The sequence below is a fragment of the Lampropedia hyalina DSM 16112 genome (assembly GCF_900129055.1).
Classification (GTDB): Bacteria; Pseudomonadota; Gammaproteobacteria; order Burkholderiales; family Burkholderiaceae_C; genus Lampropedia; species Lampropedia hyalina.
In genome coordinates this window covers 16,204-40,627 of sequence record NZ_FQUZ01000009.1, presented here as the reverse complement: position 1 = coordinate 40,627, position 24,424 = coordinate 16,204, and the positions used below count along the sequence as shown (strand labels likewise).

General features: G+C 62.3%; 17 protein-coding genes, 1 tRNA gene and 1 pseudogene. 12 read left to right on the top strand and 7 right to left on the bottom strand.

Features of this window, described 5'->3' with window-relative positions; translation table 11 throughout:
* A partial coding sequence (locus tag BUE21_RS05205; RefSeq protein WP_234971058.1) for an integrase core domain-containing protein occupies nucleotides 1-298 on the top strand: 298 nt, incomplete at its 5' end.
* 14 nt (nucleotides 299-312) lie between these two features.
* Nucleotides 313-987 (top strand): annotated as a pseudogene (locus BUE21_RS05200) (sigma 54-interacting transcriptional regulator); the annotation flags it as partial.
* Nucleotides 988-1,074: 87 nt separating this feature from the next.
* Here BUE21_RS05200 and BUE21_RS05195 read toward each other — a convergent pair.
* Together BUE21_RS05195 and BUE21_RS05190 are read right to left on the bottom strand one after the other, a co-directional pair.
* Nucleotides 1,075-2,784 (bottom strand): hypothetical protein, encoded by a 1,710-nt coding sequence (locus tag BUE21_RS05195; RefSeq protein WP_073355413.1) that lies wholly within the window; start codon nucleotides 2,782-2,784, stop codon nucleotides 1,075-1,077.
* Between the two features lie 224 nt (nucleotides 2,785-3,008).
* Nucleotides 3,009-3,084: transfer RNA gene (locus tag BUE21_RS05190), tRNA-Thr, on the bottom strand.
* A gap of 342 nt (nucleotides 3,085-3,426) precedes the next feature.
* On the opposite strand from BUE21_RS05190, the gene BUE21_RS05185 reads away from it, so the two are divergent.
* Both BUE21_RS05185 and odhB read left to right on the top strand, forming a co-directional pair.
* Nucleotides 3,427-6,309, top strand: a complete 2,883-nt coding sequence (locus BUE21_RS05185; RefSeq protein WP_073355412.1) for a 2-oxoglutarate dehydrogenase E1 component — start codon at nucleotides 3,427-3,429, stop codon at nucleotides 6,307-6,309.
* Between the two features lie 145 nt (nucleotides 6,310-6,454).
* Complete coding sequence (odhB, locus tag BUE21_RS05180) at nucleotides 6,455-7,705, top strand: 2-oxoglutarate dehydrogenase complex dihydrolipoyllysine-residue succinyltransferase (protein WP_073355411.1); 1,251 nt, start codon at nucleotides 6,455-6,457, stop codon at nucleotides 7,703-7,705.
* A 4-nt stretch (nucleotides 7,706-7,709) separates the two neighbouring features.
* On the opposite strand, the gene BUE21_RS05175 is transcribed toward odhB, so the two are convergent.
* On the bottom strand, nucleotides 7,710-9,506 hold the full coding sequence (locus tag BUE21_RS05175; RefSeq protein ID WP_073355409.1) for a PAS domain-containing protein: 1,797 nt from the start codon (nucleotides 9,504-9,506) through the stop codon (nucleotides 7,710-7,712).
* A gap of 12 nt (nucleotides 9,507-9,518) precedes the next feature.
* Here BUE21_RS05175 and BUE21_RS14665 point away from each other — a divergent pair, with 12 nt between their 5' ends.
* The 4 genes from BUE21_RS14665 to lpdA all read left to right on the top strand — a co-directional run bounded on the left by BUE21_RS14665 (nucleotide 9,519) and on the right by lpdA (nucleotide 15,997).
* Nucleotides 9,519-9,671, top strand: coding sequence for a hypothetical protein (locus BUE21_RS14665; RefSeq protein WP_159435800.1), 153 nt, complete (start codon nucleotides 9,519-9,521; stop codon nucleotides 9,669-9,671).
* Between the two features lie 162 nt (nucleotides 9,672-9,833).
* Nucleotides 9,834-12,512 carry a pyruvate dehydrogenase (acetyl-transferring), homodimeric type gene (aceE, locus tag BUE21_RS05170; protein ID WP_073355509.1) on the top strand — a complete coding sequence of 893 codons (2,679 nt, stop codon included), beginning with the start codon at nucleotides 9,834-9,836 and terminating at the stop codon, nucleotides 12,510-12,512.
* Nucleotides 12,513-12,532: 20 nt separating this feature from the next.
* The gene (gene aceF / locus BUE21_RS05165) at nucleotides 12,533-14,203 is read left to right on the top strand and encodes a dihydrolipoyllysine-residue acetyltransferase (RefSeq protein WP_073355502.1); all 1,671 of its coding nucleotides are present in this window, start codon (nucleotides 12,533-12,535) and stop codon (nucleotides 14,201-14,203) included.
* A gap of 15 nt (nucleotides 14,204-14,218) precedes the next feature.
* Complete coding sequence (gene lpdA, locus BUE21_RS05160) at nucleotides 14,219-15,997, top strand: dihydrolipoyl dehydrogenase (protein ID WP_073355407.1); 1,779 nt, start codon at nucleotides 14,219-14,221, stop codon at nucleotides 15,995-15,997.
* Nucleotides 15,998-16,255: 258 nt separating this feature from the next.
* On the opposite strand, the gene BUE21_RS05155 is transcribed toward lpdA, so the two are convergent.
* The 4 genes from BUE21_RS05155 to BUE21_RS05140 are packed head-to-tail and all read right to left on the bottom strand — an operon-like array spanning nucleotide 16,256 to nucleotide 20,146.
* A complete protein-coding gene (locus BUE21_RS05155) occupies nucleotides 16,256-16,936 on the bottom strand; it encodes a class I SAM-dependent methyltransferase (RefSeq protein ID WP_073355405.1) in 681 nt (226 codons plus the stop codon).
* Nucleotides 16,933-17,673, bottom strand: a complete 741-nt coding sequence (locus tag BUE21_RS05150; protein WP_407656053.1) for an ABC transporter ATP-binding protein — start codon at nucleotides 17,671-17,673, stop codon at nucleotides 16,933-16,935. Before BUE21_RS05150 ends, BUE21_RS05155 begins: the two co-directional genes overlap by 4 nt.
* 23 nt (nucleotides 17,674-17,696) lie before the next feature.
* On the bottom strand, nucleotides 17,697-18,905 hold the full coding sequence (locus BUE21_RS05145; protein WP_073355403.1) for an ABC transporter permease: 1,209 nt from the start codon (nucleotides 18,903-18,905) through the stop codon (nucleotides 17,697-17,699).
* A complete protein-coding gene (locus BUE21_RS05140) occupies nucleotides 18,902-20,146 on the bottom strand; it encodes an efflux RND transporter periplasmic adaptor subunit (protein ID WP_073355401.1) in 1,245 nt (414 codons plus the stop codon). Before BUE21_RS05140 ends, BUE21_RS05145 begins: the two co-directional genes overlap by 4 nt.
* Nucleotides 20,147-20,363: 217 nt before the next feature.
* On the opposite strand from BUE21_RS05140, the gene BUE21_RS05135 reads away from it, so the two are divergent.
* The 4 genes from BUE21_RS05135 (at nucleotide 20,364) to BUE21_RS05120 (ending at nucleotide 24,198) form a co-directional block, all read left to right on the top strand.
* Nucleotides 20,364-21,512, top strand: coding sequence for an MlaE family ABC transporter permease (locus BUE21_RS05135; RefSeq protein WP_073355399.1), 1,149 nt, complete (start codon nucleotides 20,364-20,366; stop codon nucleotides 21,510-21,512).
* Nucleotides 21,513-21,514: 2 nt separating this feature from the next.
* On the top strand, nucleotides 21,515-22,402 hold the full coding sequence (locus BUE21_RS05130) for an ABC transporter ATP-binding protein (protein WP_084522883.1): 888 nt from the start codon (nucleotides 21,515-21,517) through the stop codon (nucleotides 22,400-22,402).
* Entirely contained in the window at nucleotides 22,403-23,359 is a 957-nt protein-coding gene (locus BUE21_RS05125; RefSeq protein WP_073355398.1) for an MlaD family protein, read from the top strand.
* A gap of 269 nt (nucleotides 23,360-23,628) precedes the next feature.
* Nucleotides 23,629-24,198, top strand: coding sequence for a hypothetical protein (locus BUE21_RS05120; RefSeq protein WP_234971057.1), 570 nt, complete (start codon nucleotides 23,629-23,631; stop codon nucleotides 24,196-24,198).
* The last annotated feature ends 226 nt before the right edge of the window (nucleotides 24,199-24,424 follow it).

The following is a 24,424-nucleotide window of genomic DNA, read 5'->3' as shown; positions in this document are numbered from 1 at the left end:
AATGAAGGTAACGCCCTCCATGGGGACGGTGGGTGATGCCTACGACAACGCCATGGCTGAGAGCTTTTTTGCGAGTCTGGAATGTGAGTTGATTGACAGGAGAAGTTGGCCAACAAAGGCAGGAGCCAAGCGCGACATCTTTAGCTGGATCGAGGGCTGGTACAACCCGCACCGGCTGCATTCAGGCATCGGTTACCTGTCGCCTGTAGAGTTTGAAAAAAGGAGGAAAGGCAGCAAGAAATCTGTTTCCAAACCAACGCCAGAAATGGCCGATCCAGTGTTCTATACCCTCCGGTAATGTGGGGGAACTTCAAGATTGAATATGCGCATGGTGGCACACTGTTTCTGGATGAAATCGAAAGCATGCCCTTGGTGATGCAGATCAAGTTGCTGCGCGTATTGCAACAACGCTGCATCGAGCGGCTGGGCAGCAACCAGTCGGTGAGCGTGGATTGCCGGATCATCGTGGCTGCCAAAAATGACCTCAGGGAACTGGCGGATCAGGGCGTTTTCCGGGCGGATCTGTTTTATCGCCTGAATGTGGCAGTTCTGCAAATCCCTCCATTGCGCCAGCGCAAGGACGACATTCCATTGCTGATGGCGCATTTTTTGCAACAGGCCGCCCAACGATTTCATCTACCCGTTCCCGTTTTTCGGCCGACCGATGTGTTGCGCTGGCAATCTTATGACTGGCCTGGCAATGTACGCGAGCTCAAGAACAGTGCAGAACGCTTGTGCCTGGGCCTGTCGGATGACCTGTTCATCGGGGCTGGTACAGGTCTGGATGGGGAAGCAATGGCCTTGGGACTGACGGCACAGATCGAACAAGTCGAACGCGGCATCATCTGCAATGCCCTCAAGGTAACGCAGGGGCAGGTCTCGCAAACGGCCGAACTGCTACAGCTACCCCGCAAGACGCTGTATGACAAACTGGCGCGTCATGGCTTGCGTGCAGATGCGTTTCGCCAGCCAGATCCCGATTCTTGAATATCAATGCTGCTGGTGGACAAACAAAAAAATGCCAGCAACGGGAAGGTGCTGGCATGCCAAGTGTATGTAAAAAAAGGATTGACTTTACTTCAGCGTGGTTTCCTGGCGCACTTCAATCCCTTTGCTGGTGAACAGGTACAGGGACGACATGTTCCCAATCTGCTCATAGAGCGTTGGCAGGCTTTGCATCAGTGGCCAGGTGATGTAGGTGGCAACATCTTCCTGCTGCATTTCTGCGGGAATGTTTTCATTCGAGGTGCGCATCAGGTCGGCATAGATGTCACCGGTGAAGCGGGTGTAGAGGAAGGGGGCTGGAGTGGCAGGCGCAGCCTTGAGGTCTTGTTGCAGCGCGGCCTTGCCGTCCTGTTGGCCCAGGCTCACACCCAGCGCGGTCTCGCTGGTGGCAACCCAGAGGCTCTCTTCAGGGTTCATGCCAAGCATGGCCAGGAAGCTGGCATCCAGTTGCTGTGGCTCTGCGTTGGGAGCCAGGTTCAGTTGCGCCAACTGGGGCACAAAGCCCTGTGCCATGCCCAGCAGTCCACTGGGGTTGGGCGATGTCAGCAGTACCGTACCCTTGGCACTGGGGGTTTGCAGATTCAACTCGGTCAGATTGGCGCGGAAACCATTCACCCAGCCTGCCACCATGTACAGTCCGGCCAGTTGCTGCTGGGCCTGGCCAGCAGCTTCATTCCAGCTTTGCAATACCTCGCATTCGAACGGTGCTGCCTGGATGGCACTGGCCTGGGTCTGGACAAAAGCCGCCAGCTTGTTCAGATGCAGGCCCATGCCGATTTCCACGGCCGAGGTATTGCCGCTTTTGCCCAGTCCGGGAACGGGAGCCGTCAGCTCGGTGAGCGATTGTGCGAGGGCAGGCTCCAGTTCCAGCGTATAGCGCATGTCGAACTGTTTCTTGTTCAGTTCGGTGTAGCCACCGACGATGCGCGGTACTTTGCCAATCAGGGCTGTGATCTCGCTGCGGCACACTTCGCTGACATTCTTGCCTCGGGCAGCCGCCTGTTGGGATACCCAGGTTTCCTGCCCGGTTTGTCCCAGGAACTTTTGCGCGATGGTCTGTGGCTTGAGCAGTATCGTCCCATATGGTTTGAAGCCGTACTCCTTATTGATGGCTTGCAACTCACCGGTGTCGAGAATGGATTTCTCCGGCTTTTGCAGGCCCAGCAATTGCTCCACAGAAGTATTCGCCAGACGGGTGTGAACCGACAGCACCGCTTGTTTGCCAATCAAGGCCAGGACGATCTGTGCATCGTTGTCGGCCGAGGCCTGTTCCAGCGGAATCTGCCAATAAGGTTGATTCTGTACCGTGCCGGTTGCAAATGGTTTGCCAAGGTGGGTTTCCAGATTGGCGATGAAAGCCTTGAATTTGCCAGGGTCAGTCAGTTCCATGCGCAGAACCGGCAGGGAGTTGATTTCGTAAATGGCTCCACGCCCTTTGATATCCACACCGATGTTTTCCAGACCACCCTGCCATTGGGCTTGCAGGAATTCCAGCAAGGATTTGGCCTTGGCTGCTTGCTCGGGGTCTTTGATTTCGCTGGTTTTCTCAATCGCACGGGCCAGACTTTGCAGTACGCCCTGACTCAGGGGATTGACCAGTTTGTTGTAAATCTCCTGGTAATCGGCGGGTGCGGCCTCGAGGTTGCCAATGACGTATGCTGTGTCCGCTGGTGCGTAGCTCAGTGGATTCAGTGCATCTGCGCTGGCCTCTTTTTTGGAGGAGCAGGCCGCCGCCAGCAATGCCAGGGCTGCCACACATGTGAGTTTTTGTATCTGCATGGAGGATTCTTTCGAGAAGGTGGAAATCGGGTAAGGGGATGACCTGCATGTGTTGCCAAAGCCATACTGGGTAAGAGAGCAGCAACAAAATGTGCGGGCATGAGAGCACAGCGCACAGGAATGCCGTGCATCATACAAAGGAAGGACGTACCGATTGTCGCCAGAACGAAAAAAGGACAGCTGGCAAGGGCTGTCCTTTGTTGTTTCAAAGAGGGAAACCGACGTGGTGCCGGCAAGAGGAGTCGAACCCCCGACCTTCTCATTACGAATGAGCTGCTCTACCAACTGAGCTATGCCGGCGCACGGTTTGAATGTGGACTCATACCGAATCAAGATCAAACCGAAGGCCGCAATTATACCCATGGCGGCACCATGCTGCATGAGTTCAGGGCTGAACCAACCAGGCCTGCATTGGCGTGCCATTCCTGTCCTTTCTCGGTAGATCAAAAAACCCCTGAAGTCAATAAAGGTTTTCGCCCTCGCCGAAAGTCAAACGTTCGACATGAATCGATGGCAAAATACGGCCTTCCTTAGGCGCCTTCCCAACGCCACAGTCGCATCCGCTAATCGGTTCAGCCGTGTCGCGGGAGGTTTCTCAACCAAGCTAAGGCACTTTTCAGAAGTGCAGAGGTCAGCGGTTTCATGAGCGATACTTCGTCTCTCTACAAAGCCTACCAAGGCAATACCTATCTTTTTGGCAGCAATGCTTCCTACGTAGAGGAACTCTACGAAATCTATCTCAGTAACCCTGGTGGAGTGCCCGAAAGCTGGCGCAGCTATTTCGATGCCCTGCAGAATGTGCCTGCGGTTGATGGAACGAGCAGCCGTGATGTGGCGCACCAGCCGGTCATCGATGCCTTTGCGGCGCGCGCCCGGCAGGGAACCACCCAGGTTGTGGTGGCCAGCGGGGCCGACTCCGAGTTGGGGCGCAAGCGTACGGCCGTTCAGCAGTTGATTGCCGCTTACCGCAACGTGGGTCAGCGTTGGGCTGATCTTGATCCGCTCAAGCGTACGCAACGCCCCGATATTCCTGAACTGAATCCCGCTTCCTATGGGCTGGGCAGCGCAGACATGGAAACCGTGTTCAACACCAGCAACACGTTTTTCGGCAAGGAAAGCATGCCCCTGCGCGAATTGCTCAACGCGCTGCATGAAACATACTGTACGACCATCGGTGCAGAGTACATGTATGTGACCGACCAGACCCAGAAACGCTGGTGGATGGAAAAGCTCGAGAGTGCCCGCACCCATCCGACACTGAATGCCAGCGAGAAAAAGAATGTGCTGGCCCAACTCACTGCCGCCGAAGGTCTGGAGCGTTACCTGCACACCAAGTATGTGGGCCAGAAACGCTTCTCGCTGGAAGGAGGCGAGAGCTTCATCGTGGCCATGAATGAACTGGTGAACCAGGCGGGCAAGCTGGGTGCGCAGGAAGTGGTCATTGGCATGGCCCACCGTGGCCGTCTGAACGTGCTGGTCAATACGCTGGGCAAGCTGCCCAAGGATCTGTTTGCCGAATTCGAGCATACCGCTCCCGAAGACCTGCCCGCAGGGGATGTGAAGTACCACCAGGGCTTCAGTTCCGATGTCTCTACCCCCGGCGGCCCCGTGCACCTGACGCTGGCATTCAACCCGTCCCACCTGGAGATCGTGAACCCCGTGGTGGAAGGTTCGGTGCGCTCCCGTCTGGATCGCCGTGGCGATGCCGTGGGAACCCAGGTGCTGCCCGTGGTCGTGCATGGTGATGCGGCGATTGCAGGGCAGGGCGTGGTGCAGGAGACCCTGGCCATGTCGCAAACCCGTGGCTATTCCACTGGCGGCACAGTCCATATTGTCATCAACAACCAGATCGGTTTCACAACTTCCGATCCGCGTGACACCCGCTCCACCCGCTATTGCACGGATGTGGTCAAGATGATCGAGGCCCCAGTGCTGCACGTCAATGGTGACGATCCTGAGGCTGTGGTGCTGGCCACCCAGCTGGCCATCGAATATCGCACGACCTTCCACCAGGATGTGGTCATCGACATCGTCTGCTTCCGCAAGTTGGGGCACAACGAGCAGGATACGCCTGCCCTGACCCAGCCATTGATGTACAAGACGATTGCAGCGCACCCCGGCACGCGCAAGCTGTATGCCGACAAACTGGTGCAGCAGGGCGTGCTCACCGCCAATGAGCCGGATGATCTGGTCAAGGCCTACCGTGAGGCGATGAACCAGGGCAAGCATATCTTCAGCCCGGTCATCACCAACTTCAAGAGCAAGTACGCGGTGGACTGGACTCCATTCCTGAACCAGAAGTGGACAGACACTGCCGACACGGCAATTCCACTGAGCGAGTGGCAACGACTGGCAGAAAAACTCACGGCCATTCCGGAAGAAACCAATCCCCACCAACTGGTCAAGAAGGTCTATGCTGACCGTGCCGCCATGGGGCGTGGTGAAATCCTGGTGGACTGGGGCATGGGGGAGTCCATGGCCTTTGCCTCGCTGCTGGCCAGCGGCTTCCCGATTCGCCTCTCCGGTGAGGACAGTGGCCGGGGCACATTCACCCACCGCCACGCAGTCATTCACGACCAGAAGCGCGAGAAGTACAACGAAGGCTCCTATATTCCGTTGCAGAACATCACGGAAAACCAGGCTCCCTTCACTGTCATCGATTCGATCCTCTCCGAAGAGGCTGTGCTGGGTTTTGAATACGGCTATGCGTCCAACGATCCGAATTCGCTGATTATCTGGGAAGCCCAGTTTGGCGACTTCGTCAATGGTGCGCAGGTGGTGATCGACCAGTTCATCGCTTCGGGTGAAGTCAAATGGGGCCGTCTCAATGGCCTGACCCTGATGCTGCCGCATGGCTATGAAGGGCAGGGGCCAGAACACAGCTCGGCGCGCATTGAACGCTTCATGCAACTGGCGGCGGATACCAATATGCAGGTGGTACAGCCCACCACGGCCAGCCAGATCTTCCATCTGCTGCGCCGCCAGGTGGTGCGCCCCATTCGCAAGCCGCTGGTGATCTTCACGCCCAAGTCGCTGCTGCGCAACAAGGATGCCACTTCCCCCATCACCGAGTTCACCGACGGTGGTTTCCAGGCCGTCATTCCCGAGCAGAACGAGAATGTGGTGAAGAATGCCAACAAGGTCAAGCGCATCATCGCCTGTTCCGGCAAGGTGTACTACGATTTGGTGAAGAAGCGCACCGAGCAGGACAACAACGACGTGGCCATCATCCGTGTGGAGCAACTCTATCCGTTCCCGCACAAGGCATTTGCAGCCGAAGTCAAGCGTTTCTCGAATGCGAAGGACATTGTCTGGTGCCAGGATGAGCCGCAGAACCAAGGTTCCTGGTTCTTTGTGCAGCACTACATCCACGAGAACATGCTTGACGGTCAGAAGCTTGGCTATGCCGGTCGTCCTGCCTCTGCCTCGCCTGCGGTGGGTTATGCCCACCTGCACCAGGAGCAGCAGAAGAACCTGGTGGAGGCCGCTTTTGCGAAGCTCAAGGGCTTTGTGCTGACCAAGTAAAACCCCGCTTGCGTGAAAGGGTGAAGCCAAGGTAGAAAAGGCTTCATTCTTTCCGGGTCACTTGGTGAGCGGTTGTACTGCAAGTGCATTGCCGGGTGATTGCGCTATCCGTCCATCAACGAATCACAACACAAGAGAATGTCCCATGGCCATTGTTGAAGTCAAAGTTCCCGAACTCTCCGAATCCATTGCCGAAGCCACCTTGCTGACCTGGAAGAAAAAGGCCGGTGAAGCCGTCACTGCCGATGAAATCCTGATCGAAGTCGAAACCGACAAGGTTGTGCTGGAAGTTCCAGCCCCGGCATCGGGCGTGCTGGCAGCCATCCTGCAAGAAGATGGTGCCACCGTGGTGTCCAGTCAGGTGCTGGCCCAGATCGATACCGAAGCCAGCGCATCCGCTGCCACAGCACCAGCCGCCGCACCTGCTGCGGCTGCGCAAGCTGAAGCCGCTCCAGCCGTGGCCGCCGCCGGTGGCTCCAAGGGCGACGTGGCCCACCCCGCTGCTGCCAAACTGCTGGCCGAAAACAAGCTGCAAGCCAGCGACGTGGCAGGTTCCGGCAAGGATGGCCGTGTGCTCAAGGGTGATGTGCTGGCCGCCGTGGCTGCCGGTGCTCAGGCCGCTGCTGCACCGGCTCCTGCCGCCAAGGCCGCATTGCCTGCTGTGGCTGCGCCTGTGCTGACTGGCGAATTGGGAAGCCGCCCCGAGCAGCGCGTACCGATGACCCGTCTGCGTGCCCGCGTGGCCGAACGCCTGCTGCAATCGCAGGCCACCAACGCCATTCTGACCACCTTCAACGAAGTGAATATGGCTCCTGTCATGGCACTGCGCAAGAAGTACCAGGACAAGTTCGAGAAGGAACATGGCGTGCGCCTGGGCTTCATGAGCTTCTTCGTCAAGGCTGCCGTGCATGCGCTCAAGCAGTACCCGGTGGTCAATGCCAGCGTCGATGGCAATGACATCGTCTATCACGGCTACTTCGACATCGGCATTGCCGTGGGTTCGCCACGCGGTCTGGTAGTGCCGATTCTGCGCAATGCCGACCAGCTCAGCTTTGCCGACATCGAGAAGAAGATTGCCGAATTCGGTGCCAAGGCCAAGGATGGCAAGCTCAGCCTCGAGGAAATGACCGGCGGTACGTTCTCCATCTCCAATGGTGGCGTGTTCGGCTCCATGATGTCCACCCCCATCATCAACCCACCGCAATCGGCCATCCTGGGCATTCACGCCACCAAGGATCGTGCTGTGGTGGAAAACGGTCAGGTGGTGGTGCGCCCGATCAACTATCTGGCACTGTCCTATGACCACCGCATCATCGATGGCCGCGAAGCCGTGCTGTCGCTGGTGGCCATGAAGGACGCGCTGGAAGATCCGGCCCGCCTGCTGTTCGACATCTGATTTTTCATACCCATGTGGGCTGGCTGGCAAAACTAGGGAAGGTCTGCAAAACCCGTTGCGCCGCCCGCATCCCGCCACTGGGCGCATCGCGGCGTTGGCTTTTGCGGTCAATAGCCCCGCTATTGACCACAAAATCCGCCTTGCGCTGCATCCCAGTGGCGGGCGCGGGCTTACCGCAAGAGTTTTGCAGACCTTCCCTAGGCGCAGTATCGGCCTGCCGGGCCTTGGTGACACCGGCCTTGGCAATGAGCTTGAGGTGGCCGCTGCTGTGCGTGCCGAACCATTGGCGGTAGAGGCGGTTGGCGAACAGCAGTTCGCGGCTGCCCAGTGGCGTGACGGAAATGGAGGCATCCAGCGATTCCAGCACCAGCGTGATGCGATCCTGCGCGGCGGCCAGTTGCTGGCGGATGCGGTTGGGTTCGGTAATGTCGTTGATGGTGGTGAGCCAGCCGGTCTGCTGCCGGTGCTCGTTGAGCAATGGGGTGATGAAGATGCGGGCATCGAAGATCGTGCCGTTCTTGCGCTGCATGCGCAGTTGCAGACCACCAGGATAGTGCTTGCCGGAGATTTCGGCATTGAAGCGTTGCAGCAGGATGTCGTGGTCTTCCTGCGGCCAGTAGGGGTAGGGCGGCCCCATGCCGGCCAGTTCTTCCTGGCTCCAGCCCACCATGCGGCTGAAAGTGGCGTTGGCGTAGGTGGTGCGCCCTTGCATGTCCAGCACGCGAATGCCCGAAGTCATGGCGTTCTCGATGGCGCGACGAAACCGCGATTCGTCCTGCAACTGGCGTTGGGTCTGGAAACGCTTGCGGCTCAGCCGCCAGTTCATGATGAGCATCACCAGCATGGTCAGCCCCATGATGACGATGAAGCCCAGAAACGCCTGGTCGGTCAGACCGGAATCGGTGCGGTAGATGCGCATGTGCAATTGCAGATGGTGTCCGAAGGGGGCAACTGGCAGGCGCATCTCGGCCGGGGGGAGCCAGTCGCGCCGCAGCAGGCCCATCAGCGACTCCCTGGCCAATGGCGCATCGGCTGTTCCCATGGGCAATTGCTCGCCATCCACCAGGGCCATGCTGTAGCCCAGTGGCATGGCTTCGGCGGATGTGCCGAGCTGCAACAGGGTATGCGGAGCCAGCACCATCAGCAGCCAGCCGTGTTGCGCGGGCGCGTCGTCTGGCGCGGGCGGCAGCACTGGAATGGGAATGCGCAATTGCAACAGCATTGGCGATGCAGAGGCGGAAGCCGATGCTGTGCTGTGTGCATCGTCGGAGAGGGCCAGCGCGCGCATGTGGGCGAAAACCTCGGGCCGCGCATGTGTCACCGACCAGTGCATGGCAGAGATGGCAGGGCCAGGCTCATCAGAGGGCACGGCAGTGGCTGGCCCATCGGTGGCATCTGGCGAGGCGGTGAAATCGTGCGCGCTCATCCAGTAAATGCCCTGTACATCGGGAGCCTGTCGCAACCAGTCGCGTGCCCTGGCATACAGCCGTGAATCGGGTTGCGGCACATGGCCTTGCTCTGCGGCAAGGGCCGTCAGCTCCCGCAGGGCCGTCTGGTGCTGGTACAGCCGGGCGTGCAGGCGTTGCAGGGCAAAGCTGCTTTCGCGCTGGAGCATCTGCGCCTCGCGGTTGCTTTCCTCGAACTTGAGGTACAGGAATACCGTGAAGGTGGCCAGCAGGAACAGACTGACGGCCAGCAGCGGGGTAATGGTGGCGATCATCTCCTGCTGCCAGGCTCCCAGGCTGTTCCACCAGAGGCTGCATCGTTCGATCAGGGAGGGCTTGCGGTTGGAAGTGGTCAATGGAATGTACGGATGGCAGGAGTGGAAAAGGGCGGTAGAAAGCGGTTGGATACCGATTTTAGGGTGAAGCGTTCGCTGGTGCGGATTCAGGCCAAAACGGTCGGAAATTCAGGGAGGCCAGATCGTTTTTTGTTCCGCATTATGAAAATGAAAAACATTATTTGAAATTTTTGTTTTTTATGCGAAACTAACGCCTTGCCGTTTCCTTCACCCAAAACCGGCATTTCTTTCATTGAATCCATAACAACCAAGGAGACCCAGGTGACTGATTTCACACCCGATCCTGCCGCCACACCGGCTGCCGCAACCCCTTACGCATCCCACGACATCGACCAGCAGGAAACCCGCGAATGGCTGGACGCACTCGCTGCCGTGGTCGAGAGTGAAGGCCGCGAACGTGCGCACTTCCTGCTGGAGCAATTGCTGGAAGAAGGCCGCCAGCAGGGCATCGACCTGCCGTTTTCCGCCAACACCGGCTATGTGAACACCATCGAGCCGCAGGATGAGGTGCGCACCCCCGGCAATCTGGAACTCGAAGGCCGTCTGCGCGCCTACATGCGCTGGAATGCGATGGCGATGGTCGTCAAGGCCAACCGCCTGCACCCCGAAGACGGTGGCGATCTGGGCGGACACATCTCCTCGTTTGCCTCGCTGGCACACATGCTGGCCGCAGGCTTCAACCATTTCTGGCATGCCGACGACACCGATCACGGTGGCACACACGGCGGCGACCTGCTCTACATTCAGGGCCATTCCTCGCCCGGTGTGTACGCGCGTGCGTTCCTTGAAGGCCGGTTGAGCGAGGAACAGATGCTGAACTTCCGCCAGGAAGTGGACGGCAAGGGCCTGTCCAGCTATCCGCACCCCAAGCTGATGCCGGAATTCTGGCAGTTTCCCACCGTGTCGATGGGCCTGGGGCCATTGATGGCCATTTATCAGGCGCGCTTCCTCAAGTACCTGCACGCGCGTGGCCTGGCCGACACCAGCCAGCGCAAGGTCTGGGCATTCCTCGGTGACGGCGAAATGGACGAGCCAGAAAGCCTCGGAGCCATCGGCCTGGCCGCCCGCGAAGGGCTGGACAATCTGGTCTTCGTCATCAACTGTAATTTGCAGCGTCTGGATGGCCCGGTGCGTGGCAATGGCAAGATCATCCAGGAGCTGGAAGGCGAATTCCGGGGTTCCGGCTGGAATGTGCTGAAACTGCTGTGGGGCAGCAACTGGGATCCGCTGCTGGCCAAGGACAAGAGCGGCGTGCTGCGCAAGGTCATGATGGAGACGCTGGACGGCGACTACCAGGCATTCAAGGCCAACGACGGTGCATTCGTGCGCAAGAACTTCTTTGGCCGCGACCCCGAACTGCTGAAGATGGTCGAGGGCATGAGCGACGACGACATCTGGGCACTGCGCCGTGGCGGCCACGACCCGTACAAGGTCTATGCCGCCTTCCACGCTGCCCAGCATCACAAGGGCCAGCCCACCGTGCTGCTGGTCAAGACCATCAAGGGCTACGGCATGGGCGCGGCCGGTGAAGGCAAGAACACCGCCCACCAGACCAAGAAGCTCACGGACGACGACATCCGCGCCTTCCGCGACCGCTTCAACATCCCCGTGCCGGACGACAAGCTGGCCGAAGTTCCCTTCTACAAGCCCGCCGACAACACGCCCGAAATGCAGTACCTGCACGAGCGGCGCAAGGCACTGGGCGGCTACCTGCCCAAACGCCGCGTCAAGTCCGACGAGCAGTTCACCATCCCGTCGCTGGACACCTTCAAGGCCGTGCTGGAGCCTACCGCCGAAGGCCGCGAAATTTCCACCACGCAAGCTTTTGTGCGCTTTCTCACGCAACTGCTGCGCGACAAGGCCATCGGCCCGCGCGTTGTGCCCATTCTGGTCGATGAAGCGCGCACTTTCGGCATGGAAGGGCTGTTCCGCCAGATCGGCATCTACAACCCCAAGGGCCAGCTCTACACCCCGGTCGATAAAGACCAGGTGATGTACTACAAGGAAGACAAGGCCGGGCAGATTCTGCAGGAAGGCATCAATGAAGCGGGCGGCATGTCCAGTTGGGTTGCGGCAGCCACGTCGTACTCGACGAACAACCGCATCATGATTCCGTTCTACGTCTATTACTCGATGTTTGGCTTCCAGCGCATTGGCGATCTGGCCTGGGCGGCGGGCGACATGCAGGCACGCGGCTTCCTGCTGGGTGGCACTTCCGGGCGCACCACGCTCAACGGCGAAGGCTTGCAGCACGAAGACGGCCACAGCCACATTCTGGCGGGCACGATCCCCAACTGCATCTCCTACGACCCCACGTTTGCGCACGAAGTCGCCATCATCATGCACGATGGCCTCAAGCGCATGGTGGAGAAGCAGGAAAACGTCTTCTACTACCTGACCCTGCTCAACGAGAATTACCCGATGCCCGGCCTGCAAGAAGGCACAGAGGAAGAAATCCTCAAGGGCCTGTACCTGTGCAAGCCTGCTTCGGAAAACGTGCAAGGCCCGCGTGTGAACCTGCTGGGTTCCGGCACCATCCTGCGCGAATCCATCGCGGCACAGGCCCTGCTGGCGCAGGACTGGGGCGTGGCTGCCGACGTCTGGAGCGCGCCCAGCCTCAACGAACTCACCCGCGACGGCCAGGCCGCCGAACGCTGGAACCTGCTGCACCCCACCGAGGAACGCAAGGTATCGTTCGTGGAGCAGCAGCTCTCGCGCACCGAAGGCCCGGTGATTGCATCCACCGACTACATGAAGAACTACGCCGAGCAGATCCGCCCCTTCATCCCCAAGGGCCGCAGCTACAAGGTGCTGGGAACCGACGGCTTTGGCCGCAGCGATTTCCGCTACAAACTGCGCGAGCACTTCGAGATCAACCGCCACTACATCGTGCTGGCGGCCCTCAAGTCGCTGGCCGATGAAGGCGTGTTGCCCGCCACCAAGGCCGCCGAAGCGATTGCCAGGTACGGCATCAATGCCGACAAGATCAACCCGCTGTACGCCTGATGCAGAACAAGGAGACACACATGGCAATCATCGACATTCAGGTTCCCGACATCGGCGACTTCGACGGGGTCACGGTCATCGAACTGCTGGTCAAGCCCGGCGACAGCGTGGCCGTGGAGCAATCGCTCATCACAGTGGAGTCCGACAAGGCATCGATGGAAATTCCATCGAGCCATGCGGGCGTGGTCAAGGAGCTGAAAGTGGCTCTGGGCGACAAGGTCAGCGAAGGCTCCATCGTGCTGACGCTGGAGACGGCTGGCGAAGCGGCTGCCAAGCCCGCAGCTGCACCGGCACCCGCTGCACCCGCGCCAGATCCCCAGACGCAGGCGGCTCCCGCACCTGCACCTGCCACGGCTGCCGCAGCCAGCACGCCAGTGCGCATCCCCGACATCGGCGACTTCAAGGACGTCACCGTCATTGAACTGCTGGTCAAGCCCGGCGACCAGGTGGCACTGGAGCAAAGCCTGATTACCGTGGAATCCGACAAGGCTTCGATGGAAATTCCTTCCAGCGCGGCGGGCGTGATCGAATCGCTGGCCGTCAAGCTGGGCGACAAGGTAAACATCGGCGACCTGATCGGCGTGGTCAAGGGGCAGGGCGCGACCGCATCTGCCGAATCTACCGCTCCTGCTGCCGCAGCCGTGGCTGCATCGGCTCCCGCTTCGGTGGCCACCGCCAGTCCCGCACCTGCTGCTGCGCCGGCTCCTGTCGCCGCACACAACCCGGCGGCCGCTGTGTCAGCCAAGCTGCCCCATGCCTCGCCGTCCATCCGCAAGGCCGCGCGTGAGCTGGGTGTGCCGCTGGCCGAGGTCAAGGGTTCCGGCCTCAAGGGTCGCATCACCTTGCCGGATGTGCAGAACTTCATCAAGGGCGTGCTGGCAGGCACCATCCAGACCCAGGCGCAGGCACAGAATGCCAAGCCCGCCGCAGGTTCGGGCGGTGGCTCTGGCGTGGGACTGGATTTGCTGCCGTGGCCGAAGGTGGATTTCGCCAAGTTCGGCGAAATCGAAACCAAGCCGCTGTCGCGCATCAAGAAAATCGCCGGGGCCAACCTCGCGCGCAACTGGGTGATGATTCCGGCCGTGACCTACCACGAAGATGCCGACATCACCGATCTGGAAGCCTTCCGCGTCCAGATCAACAAGGAGCACGAGAAAACCGGCGGGGCCAAGCTCACCATGCTGGCCTTCCTCATCAAGGCATCGGCGGTCGCGCTCAAGAAGTTCCCGGAGTTCAACACCTCGCTGGATGGCGACAATCTGGTGTACAAAAAGTACTTCCACATTGCCTTTGCCGCCGACACCCCCAACGGTCTGGTGGTTCCGGTGGTCAAGAATGCCGACCAGAAGAGCATCGGCGAGATTGCCACCGAATCCGGCGTGCTGGCCAAGAAGGCCCGCGACGGCAAGCTCGGCCCGGCCGACATGCAGGGAGCCTGCTTCACCATCTCCAGCCTGGGCGGGATTGGTGGAACCTACTTCGCGCCCATCGTCAATGCGCCGGAAGTGGCCATTCTGGGCGTGAACAAGAGTGTGATGAAGCCCGTCTGGGACGGCAAGCAGTTCGTGCCCCGTCTGGTGCTGCCGCTGTCGCTGACGGCCGATCACCGCGTCATCGATGGTGCGCTGGCCACGCGCTTCAACGTGTATCTGGCACAGGTGCTGGCGGACTACCGTCGCATCATGCTCTAACAGGAGGGAATCCCAATGGCAAGCATTGAAATCAAGGTTCCCGACATCGGCGACTTCGACGGCGTGACGGTCATCGAACTGCTGGTCAAGCCCGGCGACAGCGTGGCCGTGGAGCAATCGCTCATCACGGTGGAGTCCGACAAGGCCTCGATGGAAATTCCATCGAGCCATGCGGGCGTGGTCAAGGAGCTGAAAGTGGCTCTGGGCGACAAGGTCAGCGAAGGTTCGCTGGTCTTGCTGCTGGAAGGCGAAACCGTGGCTTCGGCCCCGGCTGCCAGCGCACCCGCACCCGTTGCGGCTGCCACTGTGGCCGCTCCTGCTGCCGCGCCACAGGCGGCCAGCTACAGCGGTTCTGCCGATGCGGAATACGACGTGTTGGTGCTGGGCGCAGGTCCCGGCGGGTATTCGGCAGCGTTCCGCGCCGCCGACCTCGGCCTGAAAACCGTGCTGGTGGAACGCTTCCCCACGCTGGGCGGGGTCTGCCTGAATGTGGGCTGCATTCCGTCCAAGGCACTGCTGCACGTTGCGGCCGTCATTGACGAGGCCAGCCACATGGAGAGCCTGGGCGTGGTCTTCGGCCAGCCGCAGATCGACATTGACAAACTGCGTGCCCACAAGGAAAAGGTCATCTCCAAGCTGACCGGCGGACTCGCGGCGATGGCCAAGATGCGCAAGGTCACGGTGGTGCAGGGCACGGGCGAGTTTGCCGACCCGCAGCACCTGAGCGTGCAACTGGCCGATGGTGGCACGCAGACCCTGCGCTTCAAGCGCGCCATCATTGCGGCCGGTTCCGAAGCCGTGAAACTGCCGTTCCTGCCGGATGACCCGCGCATCGTCACGTCCACTGGCGCGTTGCAACTGCGCCAGGCTCCCAAACGCATGCTGGTGGTCGGCGGCGGCATCATTGGCCTGGAAATGGGCACGGTGTACTCCAGCACCCTGGGCACGCGCCTGGACGTGGTGGAAATGCAGGATGGCCTGATGCAGGGGGCAGACCGCGATCTCGTCAAGGTCTGGCAGAAGCTCAATGCCCCGCGCTTCGACCACATTCTGCTCAAGACCAAGACCGTCGGAGCCGAAGCCACGCCCGAAGGCATCAAGGTCAGTTTTGAAGGCGAAGGTGCGCCCGAGCCGCAAACCTACGACCTGGTGCTGCAAGCCGTGGGGCGCATTCCGAACGGCAGGAAGATTGCCGCCGACAAGGCCGGTGTCATCGTGGGCGAACGCGGCTTCATCGACGTGGACGTGCAATTGCGCACCAACGTGCCGCACATCTTTGCGATTGGCGACATCGTCGGCCAGCCCATGCTGGCGCACAAGGCCGTTCACGAGGCACATGTTGCGGCCGAAGTGATTGCCGGTGAACTGCTGGGTGACGCGAAGCTGGCCAAGTCTGCCTTCGATGCGCGGGTCATCCCCAGCGTGGCCTACACCGACCCGGAAGTGGCCTGGGTGGGCCTGACCGAAGAGCAGGCCAAGGCGCAGGGCATCAAGGTGCACAAAGGGCTGTTCCCGTGGACGGCATCGGGCCGCGCCATTGCCAACACCCGCGACGAGGGCTTCACCAAACTGCTGTTCAGCGATGACACCCACCAGATCGTCGGTGGCGGCATCGTCGGCACGCACGCGGGCGACATGATCGGCGAAATCGCACTGGCCATCGAAATGGGCGCGGATGCGGTCGATATCGGCAAGACCATCCACCCCCACCCCACGCTGGGCGAAAGCATCGGCATGGCGGCGGAAGCGTTTGAAGGCTCCTGCACGGATTTGCCACCGGTGCGCAAGAAGTGATCCAGGGAAGGTCTGCAAAACCCGTTGCGCCGCCCGCATCCCGCCACTGGGCGCATCGCGGCGTTGGCTTTTGCGGTCAATAGCCCCGCTATTGACCGCAAAATCCGCCTTGCGCTGCATCCCAGTGGCGGGCACGGGCTTACCGCAAGAGTTTTGCAGACCTTCCCTAACCGTTCCTTCCACTCAATGGCCGTCTGGCTGTTGATGTGACCACGCCGCTCTGGGAAACTGGAGCGGCGTTTTTTCGTAAATACGTTCTCAGGGCTGACGGCTGGCGTGGTAGAGGCTGATGCGGCGGAATTCGGGCGACTCGTCCAGATCGGGCCAGGTGCTGGCCTCCTGCCGGGCAATGCGGGCGTAGGGCGGGTGGTGGAAGTCGCGCACGCGCGAATCGGCCACCAGCACCTGCTGGCTGCGCGTCAGGAACGCATCGAGCAGCGGCAGGTTGGCGCGGTCGTAGAGCACGTCGGCCACCAGCACCAGATCGAAGCGGTCGGCCTCGGCAAAGAAGTCGCTGCTGTAGCCCAGCGTCACGCCGTTGAGCGCGGCATTGGCGGCGGTGGCCTGCAACGCGAGCGGGTCAAGGTCGCAGGCCACCACTTCGGCAGCACCGGCCCTGGCGGCGGCAATCGCGGCCACGCCGGAGCCGGTGCCAAAGTCCAGCACGGTTTTGCCGCGCACCCAATGCGGTTGCTCGGCCAGCCAGCGTGCCAGCACCAGGCCGCTGGCCCAGCAAAAGCACCAGTAGGGCGGCTCGTCCATGATGCGGCGGGTCTCATCGGGGTTGAAGCGGCGGTGCATGTGGGTGGCATCCAGCAGCCACAGTTGCAGATCGGTGCCGGGCAGGGCGGTGGGGCAGAGGCTGGCATCGTGCAGCAGTTCTTGCAGCGTGGCTTGCAGGGGCTGCACGGCGGTGGGAATGGTGTGAGAGGAGGTCATCGAAGTGATGCGGCGGGAGTGTCGGATTCGGGTTGCAGGCGGCCATCCTGCATGACGAACTGGCGGTCGCAACGGGCGGCCAGATGCGGGTCGTGCGTGACGATCAGGCAGGCACTGCGCTGAGTCTGCTCTTTTTCGTGGCTGAATTCGCGCAGCAGCGCGAAGACTTCGGCAGCGGTGTGGCTGTCGAGGTTGCCGGTGGGTTCGTCGGCCAGCAGCAGGCGCGGCGACAGCAGCAGGGCGCGGGCAATGGCCACGCGCTGCTGCTGGCCGCCCGAGAGTGCGGCGGGCTTTTTGTGCTCGTGGCCGCGCAGCCCGACGCGGTGCAGCAGGGCCTGGGCACGCTGGCACTGCGCTGGCGAAGGCCGCCCGTGCGCAATGCTGGCGGGCATGAGCACGTTCTCCAGCGCGGTGAAGGCAGGCAGCAGGTGGTGGAACTGGAACACGAAGCCGATGCTGCGCCCGCGCAGGCGGGTGCGTTGCGCGGACGTGAGGCCGGTGGTGCTCTGGCCATCGAGCAGGATGTCGCCCGCCGTGGCCGACTCGAGCAGGCCGATGAGGTTGAGCAGGCTGCTTTTGCCGGAGCCGGATGCGCCGGTCAGCGCGCAGAATTCCCCGGCCTGAATGCGCAGGCTGATACCGTGCAGCACTTCGGTTTCCAGGGCCGTGCCGATCTGGTGGGATTTGCGCACATCGCGCAGTTCCAGCAGGGGCGTGGAGGGGAGCGGGGTCGGCATGGTGTTCATGGTGTGGAGGGCGATCATCCCCGGATGGCAGCCACCGGGTCGAGCCGTGCGGCGCGGCGGGCAGGCAGCAGTGCGGCCAGCAGGCCAATGCCCACGGCCATGCCCAGGGCCGCCAGCAGCGTGGCGGGCGAGAGCTGCACTTCGGCAAAGATGCTGTCGGGTGCGAGCCAGTGCAGGGTTTGCAGCAGGCCGAAGGCGAAGGCCATGCCCAGCAAGGCACCGGCCAGCCCCAGCAGCCCGCCTTGCAGCAGGAATACGCCCATCATCTGGCCGGTGCTGGCTCCCATCGCCCGCAGAATGCCGATTTCCTTTTGCTTCTGCACCACGCTGACCACCAGCACGCTGGCAATGCCCAGCGCGACAACGATGACCATGAAGCTGCGAATCAGCGTGTTGGACGAAGCCTGGCTGCGCAGGGCCGTGAGCAGTTGTGCGTTGGTCTGCATCCAGCTCTCGACGGTCAGGCCGCTGCGCGCCTGCAACTGGCGGGCAACCGCTTCGGCCTGGAAGATGTCCTGCACGGTGATGTCGATGCTGGAGGCCCCCCCGGCGATGTCCAGCAGGTTCTGCGCGAGTTTCAGGGTGGTGAACACCCAGCGGCGGTTCAGGTCGCGGTTGCCGATGTCGAACAGGCCGGTGATTTGCAGCATTTCGTTGCGGCCATCGGCGGTGCGCACGAAAATCCTGTCGCCCACGCTGGCCCCCAGGTCGTTGGCCAGATCCTTGCCGATGATGGTGTGGTTGCCGCTGAGCGCGAACCGCCCGTGCAGCATGTAGGCATCCATCTGGACGATTTGCAGAAAACGCGCTGGCTCCACGCCCAGCACGGCCACCGACTTGCTGGCCCGCCCGCGCACCGCAAAGGCCGGGCCGCTGGCCGTGGGCGAGGCCGCCAGCACCCCCGGAATTCCCTGTGCCAGCGGCAGCATGGACTGCCACTGGTCGATGGCCCGCAGCCGCTGGGTGCGGGGTTCCATGATGGTGGCGGCATCGGTGGCGAGGGCGCGGGTGTTGTGCTCTTCCAGGGGCCGCATGACGATGTGCGCCTGACTGCCCAGCACGCGCTCGATCATGCTGGTCTGCAACTGGGCGATCAATTCGGAGAGAAACACCACCACGGCCACGCCCACGGTGATGCCCGCCAGAATCAACAGGGTCTGGGTCTTGCCTTCGCGCAGAAAGCGCAGGGCCACCATCCAGACAAAGGGCAGGCGCGAGTTCATGGGGTCGCTGCTGCTATGGCGGCTGTCGGCATGGGGCGCACCTGCTGGCCTTCGCGCACTTTGCCATCGGGGGCCAGCACCCAGTCGCCTGCTTGCAGGCCGCTGGCAATTTCGACATGGCCGATGCCGCGCAGACCCAGTTGCACGGTTTGTCGCTGTGCCCGTGCGTCGCGCACCGTGAGCACCCACGGGGCGGGGCCGTCGGCATCGTGCAGCCAGTCGGCGGGCAGGGTAAGGGCATCATCCTTCTGGCCGGTGATGATTTCCACGGATGCGGTCATGTCCGGGCGCAGAAAATCCGGCGGTTCGGGCACACGCAGGCGCAGCTCCACGGTGCCGCGCTGGGCATCGACGGCGGGCGAGAGGTAATAGAGCTGGGCGGCAAACGGCTGATTGGGATAGGCATCGGCCACGGCCTGGGCGGCCATGCCTTCGTGCAGCAGCGGCAGGTTGCGCTCGTCCAGCGTGGCATGGATGCGGGTTTCACCCACGGCGGCAAGGGTCAGCAGCACGCTGCCTGCCGATGCCACGTCGCCCGGCTCCACCTCGCGGGTGAGCACCACGGCATCAGTGGGCGCGTGCAAGGTCAGCAGGGCGCGCTGTGCCTGGACACGCTCCAGCGCGGCCTGGGCCTGCTGCTGCTGTGCGAGTGCCAGCGAGTGGCTGGCTCCTCCCGGCAAGGTGGCCTGGTGCTGGGTGCGTGCCGTGGCCAGTTGCGCCTGGGTGCGTTGCAGACTGCGTTCGGCGGTATCGAGACTGGCCGGGGCGTAGAACCGGCGCGCCACCAGATCGCGCACGCGCTGGTGCTCCACTTGCGCCAGCGTCCAGTCGGCCTGTGCCTGGCGCACAGCCTGGGCGGCCACTGGCGCGTGCACCCGCTCCAGTTCGGCCTGCTGCCACTGTGCCTGTTCCAGCGCAATGCGTGCCTGTGCCACGGCGGCATCGGCCTCGTCGCTGCGCAGTTGCACCAGCACTTCACCTGCCGCGACGCGCTGGCCGGCCTCGACGCGGACAGCCGTCACCTGCGCCACCACCTGACTGCCCAGTGCCATGCGTGCCGGTGTGGTGATGCGGCCAGTGGCCACCACCGTCTGCATCAGCGGGCGGGGCTGAATCTGTGTGGCCGCCACCTGGGGGCCGCCGCGCAAGGCCAGCCACAGCAGCAGGGACAGCGCGGCCAGTGCCAACAGCAGCCACGGCCAGAGCCTGCCACGCTGGCCTGAGGAAAGGGGTTTGCGCATGGTTGGGGGGAGAAGGGAAGCAATCGGACAGAGACATTCTCTGGCGTTCCGAACGTGGCTGGACGCAGAGCGAGAGCAGGCATCATACAAGGGAATCCCGAGCACAGGCTCTGAACGTTGCGCCCCAGGATCAGGGCATGGTTTCCCCGTTTGTTCGGCAGGATTTTTCAGGGGATGAAGCTGTACAGGTGCGGGCTTGTGCGCATAATAAGCCCGCATGAACGCCCATCCCCCGCCTCCCACGCTTGAGATTCGCACCGATGCCGACCCGCCGCAGATTGTCCTGCAAGGCTGCTGGACGGCGGCCATGCTGGCACAGACGGCATACTGGAAGCCGCTGGCGCGGCAGATTCGCACCGTGCGCCACAGCGGACAGGCCGATGCCGTCTGCTGGGACTTGCGCCCGGCCAGCCAGTTCGACCATGTGGCCGCGCAGGTGCTGTGGGAAGCGGCCTGGGAACAGACATTGCCCGCCAACCGGCAGGCCAGTGCGGCACAGCAGGCCATTCTGGAGCGCGTGGTGCGGCTGGCCGTGCCACCCGAGCAAAAGCAGCCCCGGCAGGAGAGCTGGAAGCGGGCATTCCAGCACATTGGCCAATTGGCTCTGGGCGCGTTGTCGCACTGGTGGCAGATCGTGCAGTTGCTCGGCCAGTTGCTGCTGGATGTATTGCGGCTGCTGGGCAAACCGCTGCGCGGCCCCTGGCGCGATATTTCCGCGCACCTGTTCCGCATGGGCGCGCAGGCATTGCCGATCACCGCGCTGGTGGGGTTTCTGATCGGCGTGGTGATCGCCTATCTGCTGGCCCTGCAACTGCGCCAGTTCGGGGCCGATGCGTTCATCGTCGATATTCTGGGCATCTCCCTCACGCGCGAACTCGGCCCGCTGCTGGCAGCGATTCTGGTGGCCGGGCGTTCCGGCTCGGCCATTACTGCGCAGATTGGCGTGATGCGCGTCAATGAGGAACTCGATGCCATGCGCGTCATGGGCATTGCGCTGGGCTTCCGGCTGGTGATGCCGCGCGCGCTGGCCCTGTCGCTGGCCATGCCGCTGGTGAGTGTCTGGACGACGCTGGCGGCCCTGATCGGCGGCATGTGGGCCTCGCAGATGGCCCTGGACATATCGCCCGCATTCTTCCTGCAAGCCCTGCCCGATGCCGTGGACATTGCCAATCTGGCCCTGGGTGTGGGCAAGTCGGTGGTGTTCGGGCTGGCCATTGCCCTCATCGGCTGCCACTGGGGGCTGTGGGTCAAGCCCAATACGCAAAGCCTGGGGGCCGGAACCACGGCCTCGGTGGTGACTTCCATCACGGCGGTGATCGTGATCGACGCGATCTTTGCCGTGGTCTTCCGCAACGTGGGGTTCTGACGATGACGACGCATGCCATGCCGCAAACCGTGGAGACCCCAGCACCCCAGCGGGAACTGCTGGTGGACATCGAACGGCTCTGGACGACGTTTGGCCAGGGCCAGCGTGCCTTCAGCGTACACCAGGACTTGAATCTTCAGGTGTTCCGGGGCGACATTCTCAGTCTGGTGGGCGGTTCGGGCACGGGCAAGACCGTTCTGCTGCGCCACATTCTGGGGCTGACGCGCCCTTCCCAGGGCGCGGTGAAGATCAACGGCCAGAACGCTGCCGACCGTGATGCGGCCACTGCCGCCTCGCGCATGGGCATGCTGTTCCAGCACGGCGCACTCTTTTCTGCCTTCAGCGTGCTGGAGAACATTGCGTTTCCGCTGCGCGAGCAGGGCGCGTTGCCACTGAACATGGTGTTCGATGCCGCCATGGTCAAGCTCCAGATGGTCGGGCTGAAGCCAGAACATGCGTTCCGCATGCCAGCCGACCTCTCGGGCGGCATGATAAAGCGCGTGGCACTGGCGCGGGCACTCATCATGGATCCGCCGCTGCTGCTGCTGGACGAACCCACCGCCGGGCTGGACCCGCGCGGTTCCGATGAATTCTGCGAGCTGCTGCTGGAGCTGCACGAGGAACTGGGGCTGACCGTCATCATGGTCACGCACGACCTCGACACGCTCTACGCCCTGAGCACCACCGTGGCGGTGCTGGCCGAGAAAAAGGTCATCATCAACGCTCCGCCCCGGCAGGTGGTGCAGTATGAACATCCGTTCATCCAGCAGTTCTTTCTGGGCGAGCGCGGCCTGCGGGCACTGGAGCCTGCCAGCGCGCTGCCCACCCGCCCTTCGACACCGGATGGCACGTCGCCTGCGCCATCCCATCCCCCCACCCAGGAGCCTTGAATGGAAAACAAATCTCACGCCATTGCCGCTGGCATTTTCGTGGTGACGGTGGCCGCCCTGCTGCTGGTGCTGGCCGTGTGGCTCACCCGCGACCAGGGCAGCTACCAGACCTATGAAATGACCACGCGCCAGGCCGTCACCGGCCTGCAATTGCAGGCCCCGGTGCGCTACAAGGGCGTGTCGGTCGGCAAGGTCATGCACATTGGCTTTGACCCGGAGCAGGCTGGCAATGTGCTCATCCGCGTCAGCGTCGATGAAACCACACCGGTCACCCCGCGCACCTTCGCCACGCTGGGCTATCAGGGCGTGACCGGGCTGGCCTACATCGATCTGGACGATGCCGACGCCGACCTGCCGCTGCTGGGGCATACCGCCAAGGGCCACGCCCGCATCCACATGCGGCCTTCCAGCCTGAGCCAACTGGCAGCGATGGGGCCGGAAGTCATCGGCGACGTGCGCGAGACCATGGCCAGCATCAACGCGCTGCTCAACGCCGAGAACCGCGACACACTGGCGCAAACCATCGAGCGTTTCGGCCAGGCCGCGCACGATGGTTCCGTGCTGATGCAGAACATGAACCAGGGCTGGAGCCAGACACTGGAGCCCAGCATCGCCCGCCTGACCCAGGATGTGGGCACCAGCCTGCAATCGCTGCAACGCACGGCCGCCAGCATCGAGCAGATGAGCCAGGAAATCACCCGTATTGCCAGCCGCCTCAATGCCGAAGACGGCGCGCTGGTGCAACTGGACCGGGGCGTGCAGGCCTTTGTGGGCGTGGCCGAGAGCATCAACCACGGCACCCTGCCGCGTCTGGAGCGCACCATGAACGATGTATCGGTGTCCATGCAGAGCGTGGAGCAACTCACGCGCAACATCAGCAGCAACCCGCAGGCCTTCCTGTACGGCAATCCGCTGGACCTGCCCGGCCCCGGAGAGCGGGGCTATGTCGCACCATAGTGGCCTGCTGCCGTGTCGAACATCCACCCGCTTGCACGGGAATGGCATTTGCCAGCACAATGACCCCAGCCTGCCGCCACGAGGCAGGATCAGGCGGGTCAGGGGGCCGGATTCATTGCTTCGGTCATCGGAGCCATCGGCATTCTGTTTGTCTGGGGGCTGGTGTCGAAGAAGTGACGGCACGGCCTTTGCGTGCGTGATCCACGCTACGGCCACCGGGCAGTCACTGCGGGTGGTCGTTTTGTCCTCTTTTTTCGGTGGTGTTGCCCATGCCATTTCTGCGAATTCCGAACATTCTGTCTGCACGCCCGTGGCAGGCAGCCCTGGAGTCCCGCTTTCCGCCAGCGCCTGAACTGGCGCAGGGTGATCCTGCCTTGCAGCGGGCCATCGAGCGCAGCCGCAAACTCCTGCACCGCAAGGCCCTGATGGGGGCCGTGGCCAGTGCCGTACCCCTGCCGGGGCTGGACTGGGTGGCCGATGCGGCCTTGCTCTCGCGCCTGCTGCCGCAGATCAGCGAGCAATTCGGCCTGACTCCACAACAGATCGAAGCCCTGCGCCCCGAAAAACGCGAACAGGTACAGAAAGCCGTGAGCATGGTTGGCTCGGTGCTCATCGGCAAACTCATCACCCGCGAGATGGTGCTGAAGCTGGCCACCCGCATCGGCCTGCGCCTGAGCAGCAAGCAGGCCGCACGCTTCGTGCCGGTGGCCGGACAGGTGCTGTCGGCCAGCATCGGTTACGCCGCCCTGCGCTACCTGGGCGAACAGCATCTGCGCGATTGCGTGGAAGTATCGAGGGCTGCACAGCTTCCATTGCCGCCTGCCGACGACATCGGCTGACCTAGGGAAGGTCTGCAAAACTCTTGCGCCGCCCGCATCCCGCCACTGGGCGCATCGCCGCGTTGGCTTTTGCGGTCAATAGTCCCGCTATTGACCGCAGAATCCGCCTTGCGCTGCATCCCACTGGCGGGCGCGGGCTTACCGCAAGGGTTTTGCAGACCTTCCCTAGGCCGCGACCTTTTGCTGCAAGGCGAGGCACGGAGCCTGCCGCATTACAATGCCAGCC

Bases quoted from the DNA above. Each gene is read 5' to 3' on its own strand.
- BUE21_RS05195 (WP_073355413.1), bottom strand. From the start codon at position 2,784: ATGCAGATACAAAAACTCACATGTGTGGCAGCCCTGGCATTGCTGGCG.
- BUE21_RS05185 (WP_073355412.1), top strand. From the start codon at position 3,427: ATGAGCGATACTTCGTCTCTCTACAAAGCCTACCAAGGCAATACCTAT.
- odhB (WP_073355411.1), top strand. From the start codon at position 6,455: ATGGCCATTGTTGAAGTCAAAGTTCCCGAACTCTCCGAATCCATTGCC.
- BUE21_RS14665 (WP_159435800.1), top strand. From the start codon at position 9,519: ATGGCAGGAGTGGAAAAGGGCGGTAGAAAGCGGTTGGATACCGATTTT.
- aceF (WP_073355502.1), top strand. From the start codon at position 12,533: ATGGCAATCATCGACATTCAGGTTCCCGACATCGGCGACTTCGACGGG.
- lpdA (WP_073355407.1), top strand. From the start codon at position 14,219: ATGGCAAGCATTGAAATCAAGGTTCCCGACATCGGCGACTTCGACGGC.
- BUE21_RS05155 (WP_073355405.1), bottom strand. From the start codon at position 16,936: ATGACCTCCTCTCACACCATTCCCACCGCCGTGCAGCCCCTGCAAGCC.
- BUE21_RS05150 (WP_407656053.1), bottom strand. From the start codon at position 17,673: ATGCCGACCCCGCTCCCCTCCACGCCCCTGCTGGAACTGCGCGATGTG.
- BUE21_RS05145 (WP_073355403.1), bottom strand. From the start codon at position 18,905: ATGAACTCGCGCCTGCCCTTTGTCTGGATGGTGGCCCTGCGCTTTCTG.
- BUE21_RS05140 (WP_073355401.1), bottom strand. From the start codon at position 20,146: ATGCGCAAACCCCTTTCCTCAGGCCAGCGTGGCAGGCTCTGGCCGTGG.
- BUE21_RS05135 (WP_073355399.1), top strand. From the start codon at position 20,364: ATGAACGCCCATCCCCCGCCTCCCACGCTTGAGATTCGCACCGATGCC.
- BUE21_RS05130 (WP_084522883.1), top strand. From the start codon at position 21,515: ATGACGACGCATGCCATGCCGCAAACCGTGGAGACCCCAGCACCCCAG.
- BUE21_RS05125 (WP_073355398.1), top strand. From the start codon at position 22,403: ATGGAAAACAAATCTCACGCCATTGCCGCTGGCATTTTCGTGGTGACG.
- BUE21_RS05120 (WP_234971057.1), top strand. From the start codon at position 23,629: ATGCCATTTCTGCGAATTCCGAACATTCTGTCTGCACGCCCGTGGCAG.